This is a genomic window from Devosia indica (assembly GCF_003056405.1).
In the GTDB taxonomy this organism is placed as follows: Bacteria; Pseudomonadota; Alphaproteobacteria; order Rhizobiales; family Devosiaceae; genus Devosia; species Devosia indica.
Genome location: NZ_PYVZ01000002.1, coordinates 1 through 18,410, shown reverse-complemented (window position 1 = coordinate 18,410; position 18,410 = coordinate 1). Strand labels below are relative to the sequence as shown.

At 61.2% G+C, this 18,410-nt stretch carries 16 protein-coding genes and 2 pseudogenes; 3 read left to right on the top strand and 15 right to left on the bottom strand.

Translation table 11 applies throughout. The annotated features are described in order from the left end of the window. Positions 1–676 precede the first annotated feature (676 nt). Positions 677–1,336, bottom strand: a complete 660-nt coding sequence (locus DDE76_RS01980; RefSeq protein ID WP_245891782.1) for an oligopeptide/dipeptide ABC transporter ATP-binding protein — start codon at positions 1,334–1,336, stop codon at positions 677–679. On the opposite strand from DDE76_RS01980, the gene DDE76_RS01975 reads away from it, so the two are divergent. Further along, positions 1,335–2,627, top strand: a complete 1,293-nt coding sequence (locus DDE76_RS01975) for an IS110 family RNA-guided transposase (RefSeq protein ID WP_104893374.1) — start codon at positions 1,335–1,337, stop codon at positions 2,625–2,627. The genes DDE76_RS01980 and DDE76_RS01975 overlap by 2 nt on opposite strands. Positions 2,628–2,838: 211 nt before the next feature. Here the strand turns inward: DDE76_RS01975 and DDE76_RS19880 are convergent. From DDE76_RS19880 to DDE76_RS01945, 6 genes and pseudogenes are all read right to left on the bottom strand, one after another. Then, positions 2,839–3,647 (bottom strand): annotated as a pseudogene (locus DDE76_RS19880) (IS3 family transposase); the annotation flags it as partial. 166 nt (positions 3,648–3,813) lie between these two features. Then, the gene (locus tag DDE76_RS01965) at positions 3,814–5,226 is read right to left on the bottom strand and encodes an amidase (protein ID WP_104893373.1); all 1,413 of its coding nucleotides are present in this window, start codon (positions 5,224–5,226) and stop codon (positions 3,814–3,816) included. Positions 5,227–5,288: 62 nt separating this feature from the next. Then, complete coding sequence (locus tag DDE76_RS01960) at positions 5,289–5,984, bottom strand: cyclase family protein (RefSeq protein ID WP_104893372.1); 696 nt, start codon at positions 5,982–5,984, stop codon at positions 5,289–5,291. A 27-nt stretch (positions 5,985–6,011) separates the two neighbouring features. Beyond that, on the bottom strand, positions 6,012–7,286 hold the full coding sequence (locus DDE76_RS01955; protein WP_104893371.1) for a TRAP transporter large permease: 1,275 nt from the start codon (positions 7,284–7,286) through the stop codon (positions 6,012–6,014). Then, a complete protein-coding gene (locus DDE76_RS01950) occupies positions 7,283–7,753 on the bottom strand; it encodes a TRAP transporter small permease (protein ID WP_157955626.1) in 471 nt (156 codons plus the stop codon). Before DDE76_RS01950 ends, DDE76_RS01955 begins: the two co-directional genes overlap by 4 nt. Positions 7,754–7,770: 17 nt before the next feature. Then, positions 7,771–8,754: a DctP family TRAP transporter solute-binding subunit gene (locus DDE76_RS01945; protein WP_104893369.1), complete on the bottom strand. Its 984-nt coding sequence runs from the start codon at positions 8,752–8,754 to the stop codon at positions 7,771–7,773. 140 nt (positions 8,755–8,894) lie between these two features. On the opposite strand from DDE76_RS01945, the gene DDE76_RS01940 reads away from it, so the two are divergent. After that, the gene (locus DDE76_RS01940; RefSeq protein ID WP_158672406.1) at positions 8,895–9,641 is read left to right on the top strand and encodes an IclR family transcriptional regulator; all 747 of its coding nucleotides are present in this window, start codon (positions 8,895–8,897) and stop codon (positions 9,639–9,641) included. A 428-nt stretch (positions 9,642–10,069) separates the two neighbouring features. Here DDE76_RS01940 and DDE76_RS01935 read toward each other — a convergent pair whose 3' ends face one another. Then, positions 10,070–11,092, bottom strand: a complete 1,023-nt coding sequence (locus DDE76_RS01935; RefSeq protein ID WP_104893367.1) for an IS110 family RNA-guided transposase — start codon at positions 11,090–11,092, stop codon at positions 10,070–10,072. Between the two features lie 102 nt (positions 11,093–11,194). On the opposite strand from DDE76_RS01935, the pseudogene DDE76_RS01930 reads away from it, so the two are divergent. After that, positions 11,195–11,976: pseudogene (locus tag DDE76_RS01930) on the top strand (IS5 family transposase). A 139-nt stretch (positions 11,977–12,115) separates the two neighbouring features. Here the strand turns inward: DDE76_RS01930 and DDE76_RS19465 are convergent. From DDE76_RS19465 to DDE76_RS01890, 7 genes are all read right to left on the bottom strand, one after another. Next, positions 12,116–13,162, bottom strand: a complete 1,047-nt coding sequence (locus DDE76_RS19465; protein ID WP_158672405.1) for a LysR family transcriptional regulator — start codon at positions 13,160–13,162, stop codon at positions 12,116–12,118. Beyond that, the gene (locus DDE76_RS01915; RefSeq protein ID WP_104893366.1) at positions 13,144–14,622 is read right to left on the bottom strand and encodes a tripartite tricarboxylate transporter permease; all 1,479 of its coding nucleotides are present in this window, start codon (positions 14,620–14,622) and stop codon (positions 13,144–13,146) included. The genes DDE76_RS19465 and DDE76_RS01915 overlap by 19 nt, the downstream gene beginning before the upstream one ends. A gap of 119 nt (positions 14,623–14,741) precedes the next feature. After that, on the bottom strand, positions 14,742–15,209 hold the full coding sequence (locus DDE76_RS01910) for a tripartite tricarboxylate transporter TctB family protein (protein WP_157955624.1): 468 nt from the start codon (positions 15,207–15,209) through the stop codon (positions 14,742–14,744). A 61-nt stretch (positions 15,210–15,270) separates the two neighbouring features. After that, positions 15,271–16,221, bottom strand: a complete 951-nt coding sequence (locus DDE76_RS01905; protein WP_104893364.1) for a tripartite tricarboxylate transporter substrate binding protein — start codon at positions 16,219–16,221, stop codon at positions 15,271–15,273. A 68-nt stretch (positions 16,222–16,289) separates the two neighbouring features. Further along, positions 16,290–16,949 (bottom strand): RraA family protein, encoded by a 660-nt coding sequence (locus tag DDE76_RS01900; RefSeq protein ID WP_104893363.1) that lies wholly within the window; start codon positions 16,947–16,949, stop codon positions 16,290–16,292. Between the two features lie 2 nt (positions 16,950–16,951). Then, positions 16,952–17,674, bottom strand: a complete 723-nt coding sequence (locus tag DDE76_RS01895) for a PIG-L deacetylase family protein (protein ID WP_104893362.1) — start codon at positions 17,672–17,674, stop codon at positions 16,952–16,954. A gap of 13 nt (positions 17,675–17,687) precedes the next feature. Further along, a complete protein-coding gene (locus tag DDE76_RS01890) occupies positions 17,688–18,062 on the bottom strand; it encodes a VOC family protein (RefSeq protein WP_104893361.1) in 375 nt (124 codons plus the stop codon). Positions 18,063–18,410: the final 348 nt, after the last annotated feature.

Below are 18,410 nucleotides of genomic sequence, written 5' to 3'. Positions count from 1 at the left end.
GCCGCAAACCACGGCCCGGCCACACCGCGGCAGCGTCGCTACAGGGGAAAGTTCGCAGGTTGGAACAGTAATGGCGCACCCGCTGCGAGATAGATGGGCACTGTAATTGCTGGGAAATTTTGCTTCTCTTGGACCGATGAGCGGCAGCTTTTGGGCCGCCACCCTAACATTCCAACTCGCTTGGCCAATGACAAAAATGGGGCCGCTTGCGGACGGACGGCTTCTGGCGACAAGCTCTTTAATACCGGACCAAATTTGTCTCTGACGCATATTTGCTGAAGCCAACGCTATGCAGCTCCGATCAACCGTGCCTGCAGCAGGTCGAGCTGCCCGCGCCCGTAAATTTGCCGATTGGCAAGCTTCAGGTGTGTGATCTGCCCTTCCGTTTGCTCACTTGACCAACGGGGGATGATCGCATTTTTCGGCGGCCATGCCCTTGTCGACACCGTTGGCAAATGTGCGCACGAGACGGAGTTTTGCCGCCTGCAATCAATCCCCCAGTTTCTTTGTTAGCTTGGATCAGATCATGGACGGGAAATCGTCGGTGGTGGCGCGGCCCACCACGAGCTCGGGTACATTCACATCGAACGCGGAGACAAGGATCGCTTCTGACTTTGAGAAGTCATCCCTTGCTATGGCTAGCGATAACAATCCCAAGGGCAAATTTTGTCGACAATCAACAGTTTGCGGCATCGGGCGCAGCTATGCCGTTGCTGTGAAGAAGGTGGCAGGCCGCGAATGTGCTTTGGCCAACAGCATGGTAGCTTGGTCGCTCGTCCTCGCATATGGCCCCGATCTTCCTGTGGCAGCGTGGATGGAAAGGACAGCCGGAGGGCGGATTTAGTGGCGAGGGCATTTCCCCTTCGAGAATGATCTCGTCATTTTGGCGGCCTGGCTCGCTGGGCAATGCAGCAGAAAACAACGCCTGCGTGTAGGGATGCTGCGGATTGGAGAATATCTCCTCGGAAGGCCCATACTCCACGATGCGACCGAGATACATTACCGCAACAGCATCTGCGAGATAGCGCGTAGTGGCCAAATCGTGCGCAACAAGCAGGTAACTAACGCCGAACTCCTCCTGGATATCTTTGAACAGGTTCATGATCTGGGATCGGATCGACACATCAAGCGCCGACACCGGCTCGTCAAGGATTATGAGCTTGGGATTGGAAATAAGCGCGGTGGCAATGGCAATGCGCTGCCGTAACACATCGGGAAGCGGCGCGGCGGAGCTGGCCAGGGTTGCGCAGGCGCGCCGCTTTGCGTGGCCATGGCCGGCTAGCAGGTCTCTAAAGTGGAGGTGTTCAACGCCTCGTTTTGGAGACTGACCGACCATGACCACCAAGCAGATTACGCCATTGGGCGCCGTGCTGGTAGCGATCGATATCGCCAAGGCACGCAACGAAGTTCTCATTGAGTTTCCTGACCGGCAACGCCGCCGCAAACTCTCGATTCTCAACACCCGCCATGACCATGATCGTCTGATTGGCTTGCTGGCCGAGACTGGCAAGACGGTGATCTGCGGTTTTGAGGCTACTGGAAACTATCATCGGCCCATCGCCTGGCGGCTGATCCAGGCGGGGTTCGATGTACGGTTGGTATCATCAATGGCGGCCGCCCGCACGCGGGAGGCCTTGCACAACAGCTGGGACAAGAATGACCCCAAGGATGCTCAGGTGATCCTGCACATGCTGCGGATCGGCGCCACCCAGCACTATCACGACCCGCTGGCGGCCGGGATCAATGACGTGCAGGAACTATCCAAGACCCATGAAGCGATCTCGCGTTCCAAGACCGAGATCTTGCTCCGGGTCCAGACTCACTACCTCCCACTCTATTTTCCTGAGATCGAGCGCTTCCGCCAAAACAGCCGCAGTGACTGGTTCTTTGCTTTCCTAGAGTTGTTCCCCACCCCTGCCAGCATTACCGCGATGGACCAGGCGGCGTTCATCGAGGCTTCTTGGAAAGTGGTGGGTCGCAAGGTATCGAAGGCGACGCTCCTGGCCGATATCTACCAGGCGGCCAGCACCTCAATCGCGCTGCCCATCCCGCTCGATTCGTCGGCGATCACCATGTTCCGCATGGTGCTGGCCGAAGTACGCAGCCTGATCCGACAACGCGATGTGGTTGAGAAGATGGCAGACACCATGTTGGCGCAGAGCGCAGATTATCAGCACCTGCGCAAGATCCCCGGAATTGGACCAATCAATGCATTGTCCATCATCGCCGAGGCTGGCGACATCCGTCGCTTCGGCCATCACCGCCAGTTCCTCAAGTTCTGCGGCCTGGACCTGTCCACGCACCAGTCAGGCACCTTCCGCGGCCGCACCATGCTTTCCAAGTATGGCAATGCCCGGCTGCGCCGCACGCTGTGGCTCGCTGCCCAGGTGGCCATCCGCCAGCGGGAGAATGGCTTCCGCGAAAAGTTCGAGCGCTACATCGCTCGCGATCGGGACAACCCGGATCTGCGACGCAAGGCGCTCACCGCTATTACTGCCAAGATGGCCCGTGTCGTCCACGCCGTCGTCAAAAGCGGTTCCGATTACCGTCCCTACTTTGAGGGGCCGGTGCCAGGTGGGAGAACCCCTCTCCGTGCTGCCGTGAGGGCGCAAAGCGCGACCCTGTAGATAATGCTTGGGTCTTCCATCTGGATCTGCATCTCGTTTTAAGGACGGTCAGGGCCACGGCGCGTCCGCTGGACCCTTTGTTTGTTATGGCAGAGAGCTCCTCCATGCCGGTGGAAGCCGCCTGGATTGACGATGACCAGACAGCGGGTGCAAACTCCCGTACCGAGACCTGCTGCCCGATCTTCAGTTTCGCCTCCTGACATAGGACGTTGTCCACCCGGATCATCTTCGGATAACCCACCTCCTGGCAGACCCGCTCAAGCGTTTGCACAACATCTTCACCACGGTAGCTGAACCGCGGATCGGTGGCCGGCGCGTAGCGGGAATGGGTATCGACGATGGTCAGGATGCGCAGCTTCCGGCCGGTGGCCAACTGGTCATGCACGAAGTCCATCGCCCAGATCTGGTTGGAATGGGTGGCATCCGTTCGGTCCTCCCTGAGCTTGGCCTTCACCCGTCGCTTTGGTGTTTTGTTGCGCAGCTGTAGTCCCAACTCGTTGTAAAGCCTACGGGTTCGCTTCATGTTGATTGGCCACCCTTCCCGAAGCAAGAGGACATGCACACGCCGATACCCGTATCGGACCCGGGTCTCGCAGATCTCTTTGATCCTGAGCTTAAGGTCGGCCTGCTCGCCGCGCTTGGACTTGTAGGTGTAGAGGGAGCGATCAATCCGCAGGGCTTCGCAGGCCCGACGCACCGACACCTTCCAGGTCTCCCTCACCACATCGACAAGCTGGCGCCGGCGGGCAGGCTTCAGAGCTTTTTTGCCAAGACGTCCTGCAGCATGGCTTTGTCCAGGCTGAGATCGGCGACCAGGCGCTTCAGCTTGCCGTTCTCTTCCTCGAGCTGACGCAATCGCTTCACCTCCGAGGGCATTAGCCCGGCATAGCGTTTACGCCAGTTGTAGAACGTGGCTTCGGCAATCCCCGCCTTGCGGCAGACCTCACCCACTGCCGTACCGTCCTCGGCCTGCTTCAGGACGAACGCGATCTGCGCCTCAGAAAACTTCGATGCCTTCATCGGAACTCTCCATCTCCCGGTCAGGGATCATAACTGGAAAATTCCAGCTCAGAATGGTCCGAATTGGCGGGGGCACGTCAATCATGGCACCTCCGCGGGAGACAAAAAGTGCGTCCTCGGCTTAGCGTAGGATTTCGCCCTCCCCCGCAAACGACCCCTTCCTCACCTAAACCGACATTGCAAGCGCTGGCCAGCAGTCGTGCCACGCCGTAAGGCGTTCCAAATCTGCGGCCATTCTGACAATCAGTCGGTCCCCCGGGGGACGGGCGACAAGCTGAATACCAATTGGTCGCCCATCCGAATGGGCCGGTCCCGGCATCGAAAGCCCGGCGAAACCCATTGCATTGACCCACCCGCAGAACATGCCCTGCGTATCTCCATTTCCAGGACGACCGCCAATGAGGGCCGGCGCATCCTGATCCACCGGCCAAGCTGGCGCTGGTGTGGTCGGCGTCACCAGCAGGTCGTATTCACCCCATTGCGCCGAAGCATCGGCCCGGAAAGTCTGCAGGCGGTCCAAGGCATCGACATAATCTGCGGCAGGCAGGGCGAGGCCTTTTTCGGCGAGCTCCGCCATAGCCGGAGAGAGTTTCTCGCGCCATTGCGGATCGCGCCGCGCCACCCGGGCTACACCGGCGGCGCTTAGCAGGGGCCAGACGGAGCGTAATTGCGCCAGATCGAAAGGTGGGGAAACCTGCCGCACCGCGTGGCCAAGCCCGCCGATCTGCTCCAGCACCGCCGCCAATGAAGCGGCGACCTCCGGGTCGGAACGCTCGTCCCCAACTTGGTCGAACCAACCGATGCGCAGCGCTGCGCGCGGTACGTCCGCCATGGGCGGCACCAGCATGGACACCGGATCGCGCGGATCGGACCCGCCCATGACATCGAGCAATAGCGCGATATCGCGCGTAGTGCGGGCAAGCAGACCGATGGCCTGAAAGTCGATGGCCATCGGCGGGAAGCCGTGGCGCCGCGGCACCCGGCCATTGGCCGGCCGCAGCCCCAGCAGTCCCGTATAGGCGGCAGGGGTGCGGATCGAACCGCCTGCATCTGTGCCGATGGCCACTGGCACCAGTCCGGCCGACACGGCGGCGGCGGCGCCGCCGCTGGAGCCGCCTGGGGTGAGGGAGGTATCCCAGGGGCTGCGCGTGGTGCCGAAGCGCGGGCTGGTGGTATGACCCGAAAGCGCGAATTCGGGCGTATTGGTCTTGCCGATAATCACCGCGCCGGCGGCGCGTAGGCGCGCGACGCAGATATCGTCCTGCTCGGGAACGAAGTCGGCAAAGAGATGGCTGCCCCAACTCGCCGGCTGCCCGGCGACATAGAGATTGTCCTTGATGACGACCGGGATGCCGTCGAGCGGCCCGAGCCGCTCCCCGCGCTGCTGCCGTTCGTCGGCCGACGCGGCCGCAACACGGGCGCCCTCGATATCGAGGTGCGCAAAGGCATTGAGCCGCGGCTCCAGGGCCTTGATCCGCGCGAGATAGACGTCTAGCACCTGGCTCGGCGAAATCTCACCCAAGGCCAATAAATCGGAAAGACCGGTAGCATCCCGGCGCCAGATGGGATCGGAGGTCATGGTGGTAATCTCCCGGAATGCGTGAGGACGGCCCGAAAGGCGACCGCCTTCGAGTGAAGCGCTTAGTCGAGCACGGCGAAGGCGCGCACGGGTGATCCCGAGCCGCGCGACATACGCAGCGGGACCGCGAAGAACTGGAACTCGCCCTTGCCCACCAGTGCCTCGAGATTGCACAGCCATTCCACATGGGTGATCTTGCGGTCGCGGCACACACGGTGGCTGGGGAATTCCTTCCAGTTCGGGCGGTCCGAGGACGGTCCTTCGACGCCATGCAGCTTCGAACCGCGATCGGCCAGCCAGTGAGTGGCTGCGGCGGTGAGGCCGGGATTGTTGTACATCACAGAGTCGTTGGGGTAGTGGCGCGCATGCAGGCCGGTATTTAGCAGCACGATATGGCCGTCTACCTTGACACCCACCTTGCGCTCTGCCTCCTCCAGGTCGGCGACGTCGATATCGCCCAGATCGGGGATATGGGTGAGATCGAAGCAGACCGCCTTGCCGAAGAACATGTCGAGCGGCATCTCGTCGATGGGCGCACCCTGCGGGTCGGTGTGGAAGAAGGCGTCCACATGCGTGCCCACATGGTTCACGAAGCCCATGAATTCTATGGCCGAGGTGAACAGGTCATCCGGCGTGCCCTGCTCCATGGCGCTCGAGCTCTCATGGGTCATCCATTCGAGATAGACCGGGCGCGGCATGTTCTTGTGCGCGGGCATGTTGTTTTCGATGCTGACGCTGAGGTCGACGACTTTAGTCATTGGGAAACCGTATTCGTTGGAGAAGGATCAGGAAGGGGTGAATAGGGACGGAAGCGCTGTTGCGACTTGCGGCACGGCCGCGACGAGCAGCATCACCGCAACTACCGACACCAGAAATGGCGCGCAGGCGCGGAAGGTGGCCATGTAGCCCATGCCCGATATGCGGGACATAACGAAGGTGATGATGCCTATGGGCGGCGTGGTCATGCCGATCATCAGTGAGAGCACCATAACGATACCGAACTGGACCATGTCGATCTGATACTGTGCCAGCACGGGCGCGAAGATCGGCACGGCGATGAGGATCACCGCGATGGTGTCGAGGAACATGCCGGCGACGAGCAGGATGGCGATGAGGATGGCCATGACCTGCCAGGGCTCGCTCACCACGCTCAGCATGAGCAGGGCGAAATCGCGGGCCGCGTTCTCGCGGACCAGCACCCAGCCGAAGATGATCGAGCCGGCCACCATGATCATCAGGGTCGACGTAGTCTCGAAGGTTTCGCGCAGGGTGGACAGGATCGTCTTGAGGTCGAGGCTGCGATAGACGAAGACGCCCAGGCACAGCGCATAGATGCTGGCGATGGCCGCCGCTTCCGTGGGGGTGGCGACGCCGGCCAGGATACCGCCGATGATGATGACCGGGGTCAGCAGCGCCGGAATGGCGAACCAGAAGGAGCGCAGGCGCTCGGCCCAGCCGCGGCGCGCCTCTGTGGGCATGCCGCGGCGGCGGGCAAAATAGATCACCGACAGATGCAGGGCCACCGCGCAGAGGAAGGCAGGAACCGCGCCGGCCAGGAACAACTGGCCAACCGAGACATTGGCGACGAAACCATAGACGACCAACGCGAGGCTCGGCGGCATGATCGGGCCCAGCAGCGACGAGATACCGGTGATGCCGACCGAGAACCCGTCGGGATAGTTGCGCGCCCGCATGGCCTTGAGCTGGATGGCGCCCAGCCCCGCCGCATCGGCCACCGCCGTGCCGCTCATCATGGAAAAAAGCAGGCTGCCATAGATGGTCACATGCCCCAGCCCTCCGCGCCAATGGGCGACCATGGCATGGGCGAAATTGTAGAGCCGGTCGGTGACGTTAGCCCGGTTCATCAGGTTGGCGGCCAGGATAAAGAAGGGCACGGCAAGTAGGGTGAAGCTGTCAAGTCCGGCCACCATCTGCTGGATGACGATGATGGGATTGATGCCGTTGAGCAGGATATAGATGGCCGCTGCGCCGCCGATGGCGACGAAGACCGGCACGCCCGCCAAAAGGAGCAGCGCCAGGGCCGCAAACAGAACGATCATTCGGAAACGCCTTTGAATTGCGCCACGAGCGCCTGGATGGCGCGCAGCAGGCCCACCACCAGGGCGGCGGCAACGGCGATATAGAGCCAGGATATGGGCATGTTCAGCGCCGCGCTGCGCGAGGAGCCGAGCACGCGTGACAATTGCACCGCCTGCACGATGAGGAAGCCCAGGAAGGCGATCGAGGCGACCAGCCCGAAGATCTCGAGCGGACGCGCCCAGCGCGGAAACATGTTGAGCAGCGCATCGATGCGGATATGCACCTGCTTGCGAAATCCCGTCGCGATGCCGACAAAGGTCATCATCACCAGCGCGTAGCGCGAGAATTCCTCCGACCAGGTCAGGCTGTCGTTAAACACGTAGCGGAAGACCACGCCCGCCAGCATCACGGCGAAGGTGGCGAGGACGAGCATCGTGCCGATGCCGTCCTCCACCTCGCCGAGCAGCAGCTTGAGAGCTTTCTGCACGCTCGCCACTCCCAGCTTCAGAGCGCCCGTATGCGGGCTATGGTGTCCGCTTCAACACCGAGCGTGTTGGAGAGCTCCTCCACCGCGCCTTCGGTCGCTGCACGGAACGCTTCGATATCCGGGTTCACGAAATTTATGAGGTTCTTTTCCGTCATCTCGGCACGCAGGCCCTGTTCCTGCGATACGATGGCCTCGGTGGATTCGATGCCAAAGGCCTCCGCGCTCTGCTGCAGGCAGGCCTGGTGCTCCGGCGAGAGGGAATCCAGCGTCGAGGAGGCAGCCACCCACAGGATGTATTCCATCATGTGGCCGGTGAGATTGGCGTATTCCTGCACTTCGTAGAATTTGGTTGCATAGGTCATGTGCAGCGGATTGGCCGAGGCATTGACCACGCCCTGCTGCAGGGCGAGATAGACCTCATGCAACGGAATGGGCGTGGGATTGGCGCCCACCGCCTTGGGGAAGGCCAGATAGATCGGGGTATCAGGCACGCGCACCTTGAGTCCCTTCATGTCATCGGGTGTCTCTATCGGCGTGTTCGAGGTGATGTTAAAAGCGCCGAAGAAGCCAGCCGACATGATCTTGGCGCCAGAGGCCTGGTTCCAACCATCCCAGAGTTCCTTGAACACATCGCTGGTCATGTAGCGCAGAGCATGGTCCTGATCGTTGAACAGGAACGGCGCCGCGCCGATGGCGAGCGGCGGATAGGCCTGCGAGGCAAACACCTGCCCGGTGAGGATTATATCGATCCCCCCGAAACGAACCTGCTCGTTCATAGCGTTCTCGGTGCCGAGCTGGGACACCGGATAAATCGTAATTGAGTGCTCGCCATTAGTGCATGCGGCGAATTGCTCGGCCGCATGCCCCGCTGCGATATGCATGGGATGGCTCGTTTCATAGGTGTGGCCGAGCTTGAGCTCGCGCGCCTGGGACGGCAGCGCCGCCATGGTGCCGCTCAGCGCCACGGCGGTCGCCAATCCGATCTTGGACCATCTGGACATAGAATTCCTCCTGTTCTATATATAGAATGTTATTCTGTGAATAATATGCAGGCCCAAGGACGGGCTTGTCAAGACATGGGTTAATCTGGGAATTGCTGCGCAATAGGAGACCGGCATTGACGACCTCACTAGTTCCCGCCGTGGACAAGGCGATCGCGATCGTTCGGTATCTGAACGGTCAGACCGGTCTCGAAGCGAGCCTGCACACGCTGTCCATCCAACTAAGCCTGACCAAGAGTCACTGCCACAACATCATGAAGACGTTGCTGGCGGCGGGCTGGGTGTCTTATGACGAGCAGCGCCGGGTCTATGCCCTGGCCTCGCGCCTATTGACCGATGTCTCGGGGCTGGTCGCCCGGCAGGGCTCCACCAACGGATTCCTGCATGGCGAGCTCGTGCGCCTTTCGGCGCAGATCAACACAACTTGCGTGCTCAGCCGCATCGATGCCGATGGCAGCTTCGTGGTGGTAGACCGGGCGGACGAGGGCAAGGGCTTCCGGGTCAGCGTGCCGGTCGGCCATCGCTTCGCCCATGATTCGACGGCCCAGTTCCGCGTCCGCCTCGCCTGGTCCGAGCCAGCCCTGTCCGACAAGCTGCTTGATGAATGGGTGCCGTTGGAGCGAACGCCCACCAGTGTTATGTCGCGCGAGCGAATGCAGGAGGAGATAAGCCGGACACGCGAGCGCGGCTTTGCCATCAGCCGGGCAGAATACACGCCGGGCGTCATGACCTTCGCTGCGCCCATCTTCGATGCCTTCGGCCAGATCTCTTTGCTCCTCGTCGCTTTCGGCGTTGTTGAAGACCTGGAGCCTCGACAGGAAAATGTCGCCGAGGAACTCCTGGCGACATGTCGCCGAATTAATGCTTTTATGGACACAAGTCTTTAGCTGCCGACGCATGGATCATTACCGCACGCGATAGAGTGCCGGTTGCTTTCATAAAAGATGGATGGTCAGGCATCACACTATGCTCGACCGCATCGTCACCTCGATTACATATGGCGTCCATGCGAACTCAGGCGCAGTTAGGCTGTGTTGACAAAAGGGATTCCCAAATCGCTGTCTGACTGATTCATATGTGGACGCCCCCTTGGCAAGGGCATTTTGTCGGGGCGGGTTTGATCGGTTGCTGTCATATGTCCGGCCTGTTTATGCGGCATACGTACTGCCGCTGGCCCTGATGGAAATCCGCCGGTGAGGTCCCTAAACAGGCTGCCGCGCGTGGAAGCGCATTGAATCAGACGGGTTGGTCTCACCATTGGCTCGATCGTTACTCATCATCGACTGCCATTACCATTTCGGGTGACCTGGGGTGATCAGGTCAAATGGGCGTAAGGGTGATATGCCTCCTTGCGGGTCAGCACGACCCAAGCGATCCGGGCGAGTTTGTTAGCAAGGGCCACCGAGACGAGCCGGAAGGGCTTTTTCTCGGAGAGCTTCCTGATCCAGTCCGCCATCGGCGTTGGCTTATCCTTGATGTGGCGCATGACTGCGGTGGCCCCGACGACGAGCAATCGGCGCAGATATCGGTCGCCTTGCTTGGAGATCCCGCCAAGTCTGGTTTTTCCCCCGGTTGAGTGTTGTTGCGGTGTCAAACCGAGCCATGCGGCGAACTGCCTGCCTGAAGAGAACTGATCGGCATCCGTAACGGTTGCAGCTATTGCTGTTGCCGTGATCACGCCCAGGCCGGGGATCGCGGCAAGTCGACGACTGGCCTCACTCTCGGTATGCCAAGTTGCAAGCTGCTGATCCAGTTCCGCAATCTCTGCGCCGACGGCCATGATCTGGCGGATCAATATCTCAAACGCCGTACGGGCGTAGGATGGCAAGGCATTCCTGTCAGCTATCACCTGCTCGGCCAGCTTGGCGAGGTTGCCAATGCCGGGGTTGGCAACGTGGCCCAGCTCTGCAAGATGGGCACGCAGGGCGTTGGCGAGCATGGTCCGTTGCCGAACGAGAAGGGATCGGGCGCGATGGGTCATAAGAATGCCCTGCTGCTCGATCGTCTTGACTGGCACGAACCGCATTGTTGGCCGCTGTACGGCTTCGCAGATGGCCTCGGCATCCAGCGCGTCGCTCTTTCCACGCTTTACGTACGCTTTCACGTAGGAAGGCGGAATCAGGCGAACTTCGTGCCCCATTGCGGCGAGCGTTCGTGCCCAATAGTGCGCTGTTCCGCAGGCCTCCACACCGATCAGGCATGGCGGCAACTTCGAGAAGAAAGGCAGCATCTGTTTCCTGTGTAGCTTCTTCATCAGAACCGCAGCACCGGTCTCGTCGACGCAATGTGCTTGAAAGACGCTCTTCGCTAGATCCAGCCCAATCGTTGTGATCGTCATCGTAAACGCTCCTCTTCCTGCTTCGGGTGACTGACCGACAACATAGCGCCGGTCTCTGCGGGGGCGTCCACATCATCAGGCTTCCTTTCAGAGGAGGCAGTTTTGGCTCGGGGCGATCTGACTGATGATGAGTGGGCGCTGGTAGGGGCATTGTTGCCGGCCGAGCGTGGTCGATGGTCTCGGCCAGCCCTAGACAACCGGCGCTTTCTGAACGGAATGCTCTATGTGTTGCGGGTCGGCTGCCCCTGGCGCGACATGCATGAGCGCTATGGCAAGTGGAATTCGGTCTATGTCCGGTTCCGCCGCTGGGCAGAGCAAGGGGTCTGGGACGCCTTGCTGGAAACGCTGGTCGAGCTTGGGCTCACCGACGACTGGCAGCACATGATCGACAGCACCACGGTGCGCGGCCACTCTCAGGCAGCGGGCGCAAAAGGGGGACTCATAAGGAGGGTTTTGGTCGAAGCCGCGGCGGCTTTACGAGCAAAATCCACGCCCGCGCAGACGGTCAGGGACGCCCTCTTGGCTTCGTCCTCACTGGCGGCGAAGCCTCCGACTATAAGGCCATCGATGACCTGATCGCCTTGCCTGTCGCCAAGCCCAGGCTGATGCTGGCCGACAAGGGCTACGACAGCGACGATGTCCGCGCCAGCCTGCTGCTCAAGGGGATTCTGCCGGTCATCCCGCCCAAGGCCAACCGCAAAGAGGCTATCGCCTGCGACTACCGTGCCTACAAGGACCGTAACCGGGTCGAGCGCATGTTCAACAAGCTCAAGCAGTTCCGGCGCATCGCAACTCGATACGACAAGACCGCCATCTCATTCCTTGGCTTCCTGGCACGCGCCGCCGCAAAGCTATGGATGCCGACTTATGTCAACAGGACCTAGAATTCTCCCAGCTATTGCAGCGCCTATCTACGTTGCTGTAGGTGCGCAAATCTTCCCCTCAGATACGAGCGGAGGTCACAAACGCGAAATTTCAGTGCCGGGCCTGCAAAGGTCGCTGCCGCGCCTCTTCGCCGGCGTATCAAATGGCGGTGCGAAAATTGCAGTATTCAGTTGCCACCTGCGCAAAGATCGCGGCGACTGGGCTTATGGCATCGTTGCGGTGTGCCGCGACGTAGTGCAGAGGCATGGGTTCGAGATCTGTATCGACGATTTCGAGCCGACCCGCCGCCAAGTCGGCGCTGAACACATCCCTGGGAAGATACGCAATGCCGATCCCGGCTATGGCCATTCGGGCACGGGTGCTGAGACTGGCGCAGCTGATGACGACATTGGGTTCGAGGCCCAGGTCGCTCATCCGGCGCAGCATGCGCCTTTGGCTAGCCGAGTCCGACGTCTGGCTGATGGTCGGTGCCTGCGCCAGTTCCTCCAGTGTAAGGCGGCGACCGCTCAGTCCAAGTTTAGGACTGGCCATGACGGCCCTTTCGATATGGGCGAGCGTAACCGTGGCGAAACCGGGATCGATGTCCGCTGCCGTTCCGATCAGCAGGTCGATTTCCCGGCGCTGCAGCGCCAGATTGAGCTCCTGTGTCGTGGCAATGCGCGGCTCGGGGATGACACCGGGATATTTCGAGGTGGTGGCGGACAGATACTGGGACAGCCAGGTTAGCGCCACGGCCTCGGTGGTGCCGAGGCGGAAACGCCCAGTCAGGTGACTTGCCGTGCTGCCGACACTTGACAGCCGCATATGTGCCTTGAGCAGCGTCTCGCTGAGTTGCATCGCCTCTTCACCCTTCTGGGTGAGGCGTATGCTTCTTCTGGAGCGATCGAAGGCGAGGATGCCAAGGGTCGTTTCCAGTTCCTGAATGCGCTTCGAAATATTGGATTGCGTGGTGTTGAGGCGCCGGGAAGCGGCGACAAAACTACCAAGCAGAGCGCTCCAGTAGAACGCCTCAATCTGCTTTATGCTCAGCAGCGACCGCCCCAGGCCGGATACCCTGTCGTCGCTTTCAGTGGCAGCGGTTTCCGGAACCGCGCCGGTATCGACCTTTTTCGTGTCCAACACCGATCCTGACCATCGTGCGTCGAGCGCTCCCGGCATGGATGCGGTCAAGTCGCGCTGCGCCATTTGCTGATACGCCTTGCACCGAGAAACAGCAATAGCGCGGCCGCGGCGACCAGGATTGCCGCACTCACCGGTCGTTGCAGCAGGATCGCGGGCGAACCGTCGCCCATCATCGTCGAGACCTGATAGTTGAATTCGATCTGCTTGCCCAGAACCAGGCCTATGATGATCGGCACCACCGGGAAACCCAGCCGCCGTAGTGTGATCCCGACAAGGCCGAAGCCGAAAGCGACCCATACCGGGAACATCTCGTTGGCGGAGGCATAGGCGCCCAGGGCGGTCATGGCGATCACCATGAACATGATCATGGTCTGCGGCAGGCGCAGGACCTGAGAGTAGACCTTGCTGGCCATGGCGCCGCCCAGAACGATGAGCAGCAGCGCGCCCACGAACATCTGGAGGGTATATCCGTAGACGATGGTCGGATTCGTACGGAAAAGCTGCGGCCCGGGCTGAAGCCCCTGAATGACCAAGGCGCCCAGCATCATGGCCGCGATGGCGCTGCCCGGTATGCCCAGCGTCAGCGCCGGTATCATGGCCGCGGCATTGTCGGCATTGTTGACCGACTCGGCGGCGGCCAGTCCCTGCACGGACCCCTTGCCGAAGGTCTCGGGCTCTTTTGAAGCCGCCTTTTCGGCGGCGTAGGCGAGGAAGGCGCCTACTGAAGAGCCAGGCAGCACGCCCAGGCCTACGCCGATGGCCGATGCGCGCACCCAGCTGCGCCAGACCTGGCGGACAGTCCAGACGCCCTTGCGAACGACGATTTTGACGCTGTCGAGCTGAGCGCTCCCCTCCAAACTGCGGGCGATCTCCCACGCCGGAGGCAGCGAAAACAGACCGATCATGACGGCCAGTTCGGACAGACCTGGCGCCAGTTGGGGGATACCAAAGCTGAACCGCTCATAGCCGGTGACGTCGTCGAAGCCGACCGTTGCCAGCAGCAGGCCGAGCAGTGCGGCAAGAAGTCCCTTGAGCAGATCCGGGCCCATCAGGACGGAAACGCAGATCAGGCCGAAGATCGCGATGGAGAACATTTCTGGCGGACCAAAGGACAGGGTGACGGCGGCCAGCGATGGCCCGACGATGCCGAGCGTTGCCGCACCGATCATGCCGCCGACAGCCGAGGACACCGCAGCCAGCTGAATGGCGGCGCCGGCATCCCCCCTGCGCGCCAGCGGATAGCCGTCCCAGGTGGTGACGACCGAGCCCGGCGTGCCCGGAATGCGCAGGAGGATGGATGGAATGGCGCCGCCCTGGGACGCGCCATTGTGGATGCCGGCCAGCAGGCCCAGGGCCGACATGGGGTCCAGGCCATAGGTGAAGGGCAGTACCAGCGCCACACCCATGGTCGCGCTGATGCCGGGCAGCGCGCCGATGAAAATGCCCAGAACGACGCCCATTACCAGCGCGAGAAACGGCTTCAGAGCGAAAACGGCGCCAAGTGTCTCGATAACGATGTCCATGGGATCACTCCTCGATAGGCCGCACCATCTTGCGCAGCGCGCGTCAGCGTTTCGTTGTCCTGCGGATTGGCACGGCGCTTCAGTCCGTCTTCACGCATGTTTCAGCCGCGGCTTTCGCCTTAGGAGCCGGCGAGCACGATGCTCCACAGTTCTGGCGGCAGCCGGATATGGAGGAAATACTGAAATGCCCACGGCACGACGATTGCGAAGCCGAGAGCCCCGGCCAGCACGGCGACGGGGTTGCGCAGTCCGAACGTCCAGCATCCGGCAAGGATCAGAATGAAACTCGCCGTGGCAAAGCCGATCATCGGGATCAGCAGGACGAACAGGAGCGATATGGCGATGGCCAGCACCATCCTGCCCCCCAGCGCGTCGAGCCCCTCTTCGAGCGTTTCATCGGGATCGGCTGGGGTGGTACGGCTCAGCCCCTCGGCAAGCAGCATCAATACGGAACCAAGGACCATGCCGCCGGCAACGATCTGGGGAAACACGTTGGCGCCGCCCACTTGGTAGTCCCCGGCCTTGTAGTAGGCATAGCCACCTACCAGACCAAAGCCGATGGCGCCGATGATATTGCGGAAGTTCATGGTCTCGCTCGCAACGGTTTGCCGGGCCAAATCCTGGCAGATTGGGCCCGGCCGGTGAACGCTATTGCGGCTGCCAGGGGGTATCTTCCCAGATCGCGCGCAAATCGGCATCTTCCGCTTCGATAGCCGAAACCAGTTCTTCGGCGTCAAGGAACTTCAGCGCCAGATTTCTTTCGGTCGCCTCGGCCAGGAACGTCTCGTTGGTTTCAAGACTGTCGACACAGTCCCGCAGGATTTGCAGGACGTCCTCAGGAACGCCCTTGGGGACGCCCAGCGCATGCATGGACCCCGAAACCAGATCGTAGCCCTGTTCCTTGAAGGTTGGAATATCTGGCGCATAGGACAGGCGCTCTTCCGCCGCCGCGCCCAGGACGTGGATTTCGTCCTTGAAAGCGAGGGCCGCATTGGCCGACATGCCGATCACATCGGCATTGCCACCCAGAAGGGCGTTGCGCGCCCGTGCCTCGTCACCGAAGGGAATGAAGTCGAAGGATATGCCGGCGGCTCGACCGAAGCGCAGGAAGGCCAGGTGGTCGTCCGACCCGATCGTGCCGACGCCGACGCGGACCTTGCCTTGCTTTGCCTTGGCCACCAGATCGGCCAGGGTCTGGATGTCGCTGCCCGTGGCAACGGAGAAGGCCGAGGTGGAACCGACGACACTGCCCAGAAAGTCGAAGCTGTCGACAGTGTAGCTGCGCTCGGCAGTAATGGTGGTGGTGACCAGATTGGGCATGTTGAGGGCACCGAAGGCCAAGCCATCCTTAGGGGAAGCGGCGACGGCGCTGATTCCGACGACGCTGTTGCCGCCGGGCATGTTGGTGACCACGATGGTGGCATTTTTGCCGATGCATTGGGCCAGATGTGGCGCATAGGTGCGGGCGGCCACATCGGTAGCACCCCCAGCGGAAACCGGCAGGATGAAGATGATCGGCTGTTCGGGGTATTGGGCCAGGGTCATGCTCGTGCTGGCGCAGAGCATGATGCCCGCCAGTGCGAATTTTGAAAGCTGCATCTGTTTCTCCTCCTTTGCAGTATGCTCCGGCCCTTGCGGCTCGTCCTGCCGCAGGGGCCAATCTGAAATCAAGTCAGGCCGGCCTGCTTGAGGGCGCGGGCCACCCAGCTGCGATCCTGGCCTTCGCCCTCGATCTGGCTGCGTGTCACCTCTTCGGCCGCTGCCTTCTGGCGGGCCAGTTCGAGAATGCCTGGCGCATCCGCGCGGGATATTGCCAGCACTCCATCTTCGTCGCCGATCACTAGGTCGCCAGGCATCACGACCTGTCCGCCCACGGTCACCGGCACATTGATTTCGCCGGGGCCGGTCTTGTAGGGCCCGCGATGGGTATTGCTACGGGCATAGCAAGGAAAGTCGTCGAACCACCCGATGTCCCGGATCGCGCCATCGACAACGAAGCCGGCAATGCCCTTCTTCTGCGCCTGGCGTCCCATCAGCTCACCCAGTAGCGCCTGATTGGGGAAGCCGCCGCCGTCGATCACGATGACATCGCCGGCCTGGGCGAGGTCGATGGCGTGGTGGATCATCAGGTTGTCGCCCGGGCTGGTGCGCACGGTGAAGGCCGTTCCCGCCAGATAGCCCCGCTTGTGATAGCGATGGAGACCGAACATGCCCGTATGGCGGTTCATGCTGTCGCTGGCATGGGACGTTGCAATGCCCCTGAAGGCATCGACTAGCGCGGGATCGATCCGCTGCGCGAGGTCGACAATGCGAAATCCTGGCGCCATGACTAGAGCTCCGTCAGGGTGGTGGGAAAGACCTTCTCGAAGGCCTCGGCATGGGTGATGGGTGCGCCCTTGGTGCGGCGTCCGGCCGTGTTGCCGCGCTGCTCGGCCAGATTTTTGTAATAGGCCCACATTCTCGACTGGCCAGGAATTTTCTGCATCGCTTCCCATTTCAGATCCCAGACCGATGAGATGTTGAGCAGCGTATCGGGCACGAAGTTGCAGAGTTCGACCTGATGTGGCTCGAACTGATAAACCTGTGGCGCCCCGATGATGTGGCCGCCTGGGCGACCATGCGCCTGCGCCTCCATGCGACACTCAAGGGCAAACTGATAGGCCTTCACATGGTCCCAGTTCGAGGGGTCCGCAGCGGGATGGGTCAGGATGAAGTTGGGCTGAACGTCGCGCAGGATATCCACGGTCCGGTCACGCATGTCCTGCGTGACCTCCAGATTATAGTCCTTGCCGTCGAGGAAATGGATTTCGGCGCCCAGCACCTCGGCCGCGGCCTTCGCCTCGGCGCGGCGGATTTCGCGCACCTTTTCGGCCGTGACGCTGGCATCGGTATAGAGTTGGCCCGATTCGCCGCGCTCGCCGCAGGTCAGGCAGACTACGACGGCACGATAGCCCAGTGTCTTGGTATGCAACGCAATAGCGCCACCCGCCCGCCACACGAAATCGCCTGCATGGGCGCTGACGACGACAAGGGACTTCTGATTTTCCTGCATGGATTCCTCCGGACTATTCGGTAAACTGCAAAACCTGATTGTCAGGCATGGTGGTGTTGGCGACGCGACGGCCGGTGGCGGCGACAAGACGCGGGCCTTCTGGAATGGCGAGACCGGCTGCCGTGAAGGCGCTGACGGCCGCATCCAGATCCGAACACCGCAACGCCATATGCCTGAGCCCGAGGGGCAGGCGGCTGCCGTCGGCGCGCAGCGACGGGGTCAGCTCAAGGATGATGTCCGATCCCGGAAAACGCAGCTCGATCGAACCGCGGCCATCTCCCAGGCGCCTGACGACGGAAAACCCGAGCTTCGCGAAAAATTCCGCGGCGATCTCCGTGTCTCCGACCACGATATCGATGTGATCAAGGCCGATGACCAATTCGTTCATGCTGAGCTCTCCCTCTCGGACTATGTGCCGAGTTGACGTAGGGATAGCACCGTGAGTTTGGAGATAAAAACGATTAGTTGGAACGAATTTACATGATCAAAAACGATAGGTTGTGCTGAATTTGTCAATGGCTTGACGAATCCTCGAGCGGTTGAGCCAGACACGGAAGCCTGAGCGAGACACACCGAGCGCCTCACAGATGTGTTTCGGCGTGCAAAATTGGCTCTGGCGCAGATTTGGTGCTGGCCATCAAGGTGCACCAATGAGCCGTGCTTCCAACAGATCGATCTTGCCGCGGCCATACATCTGACGCTTGACGAGCTTGAGCTTGGTGATTTGGCCCTCAGT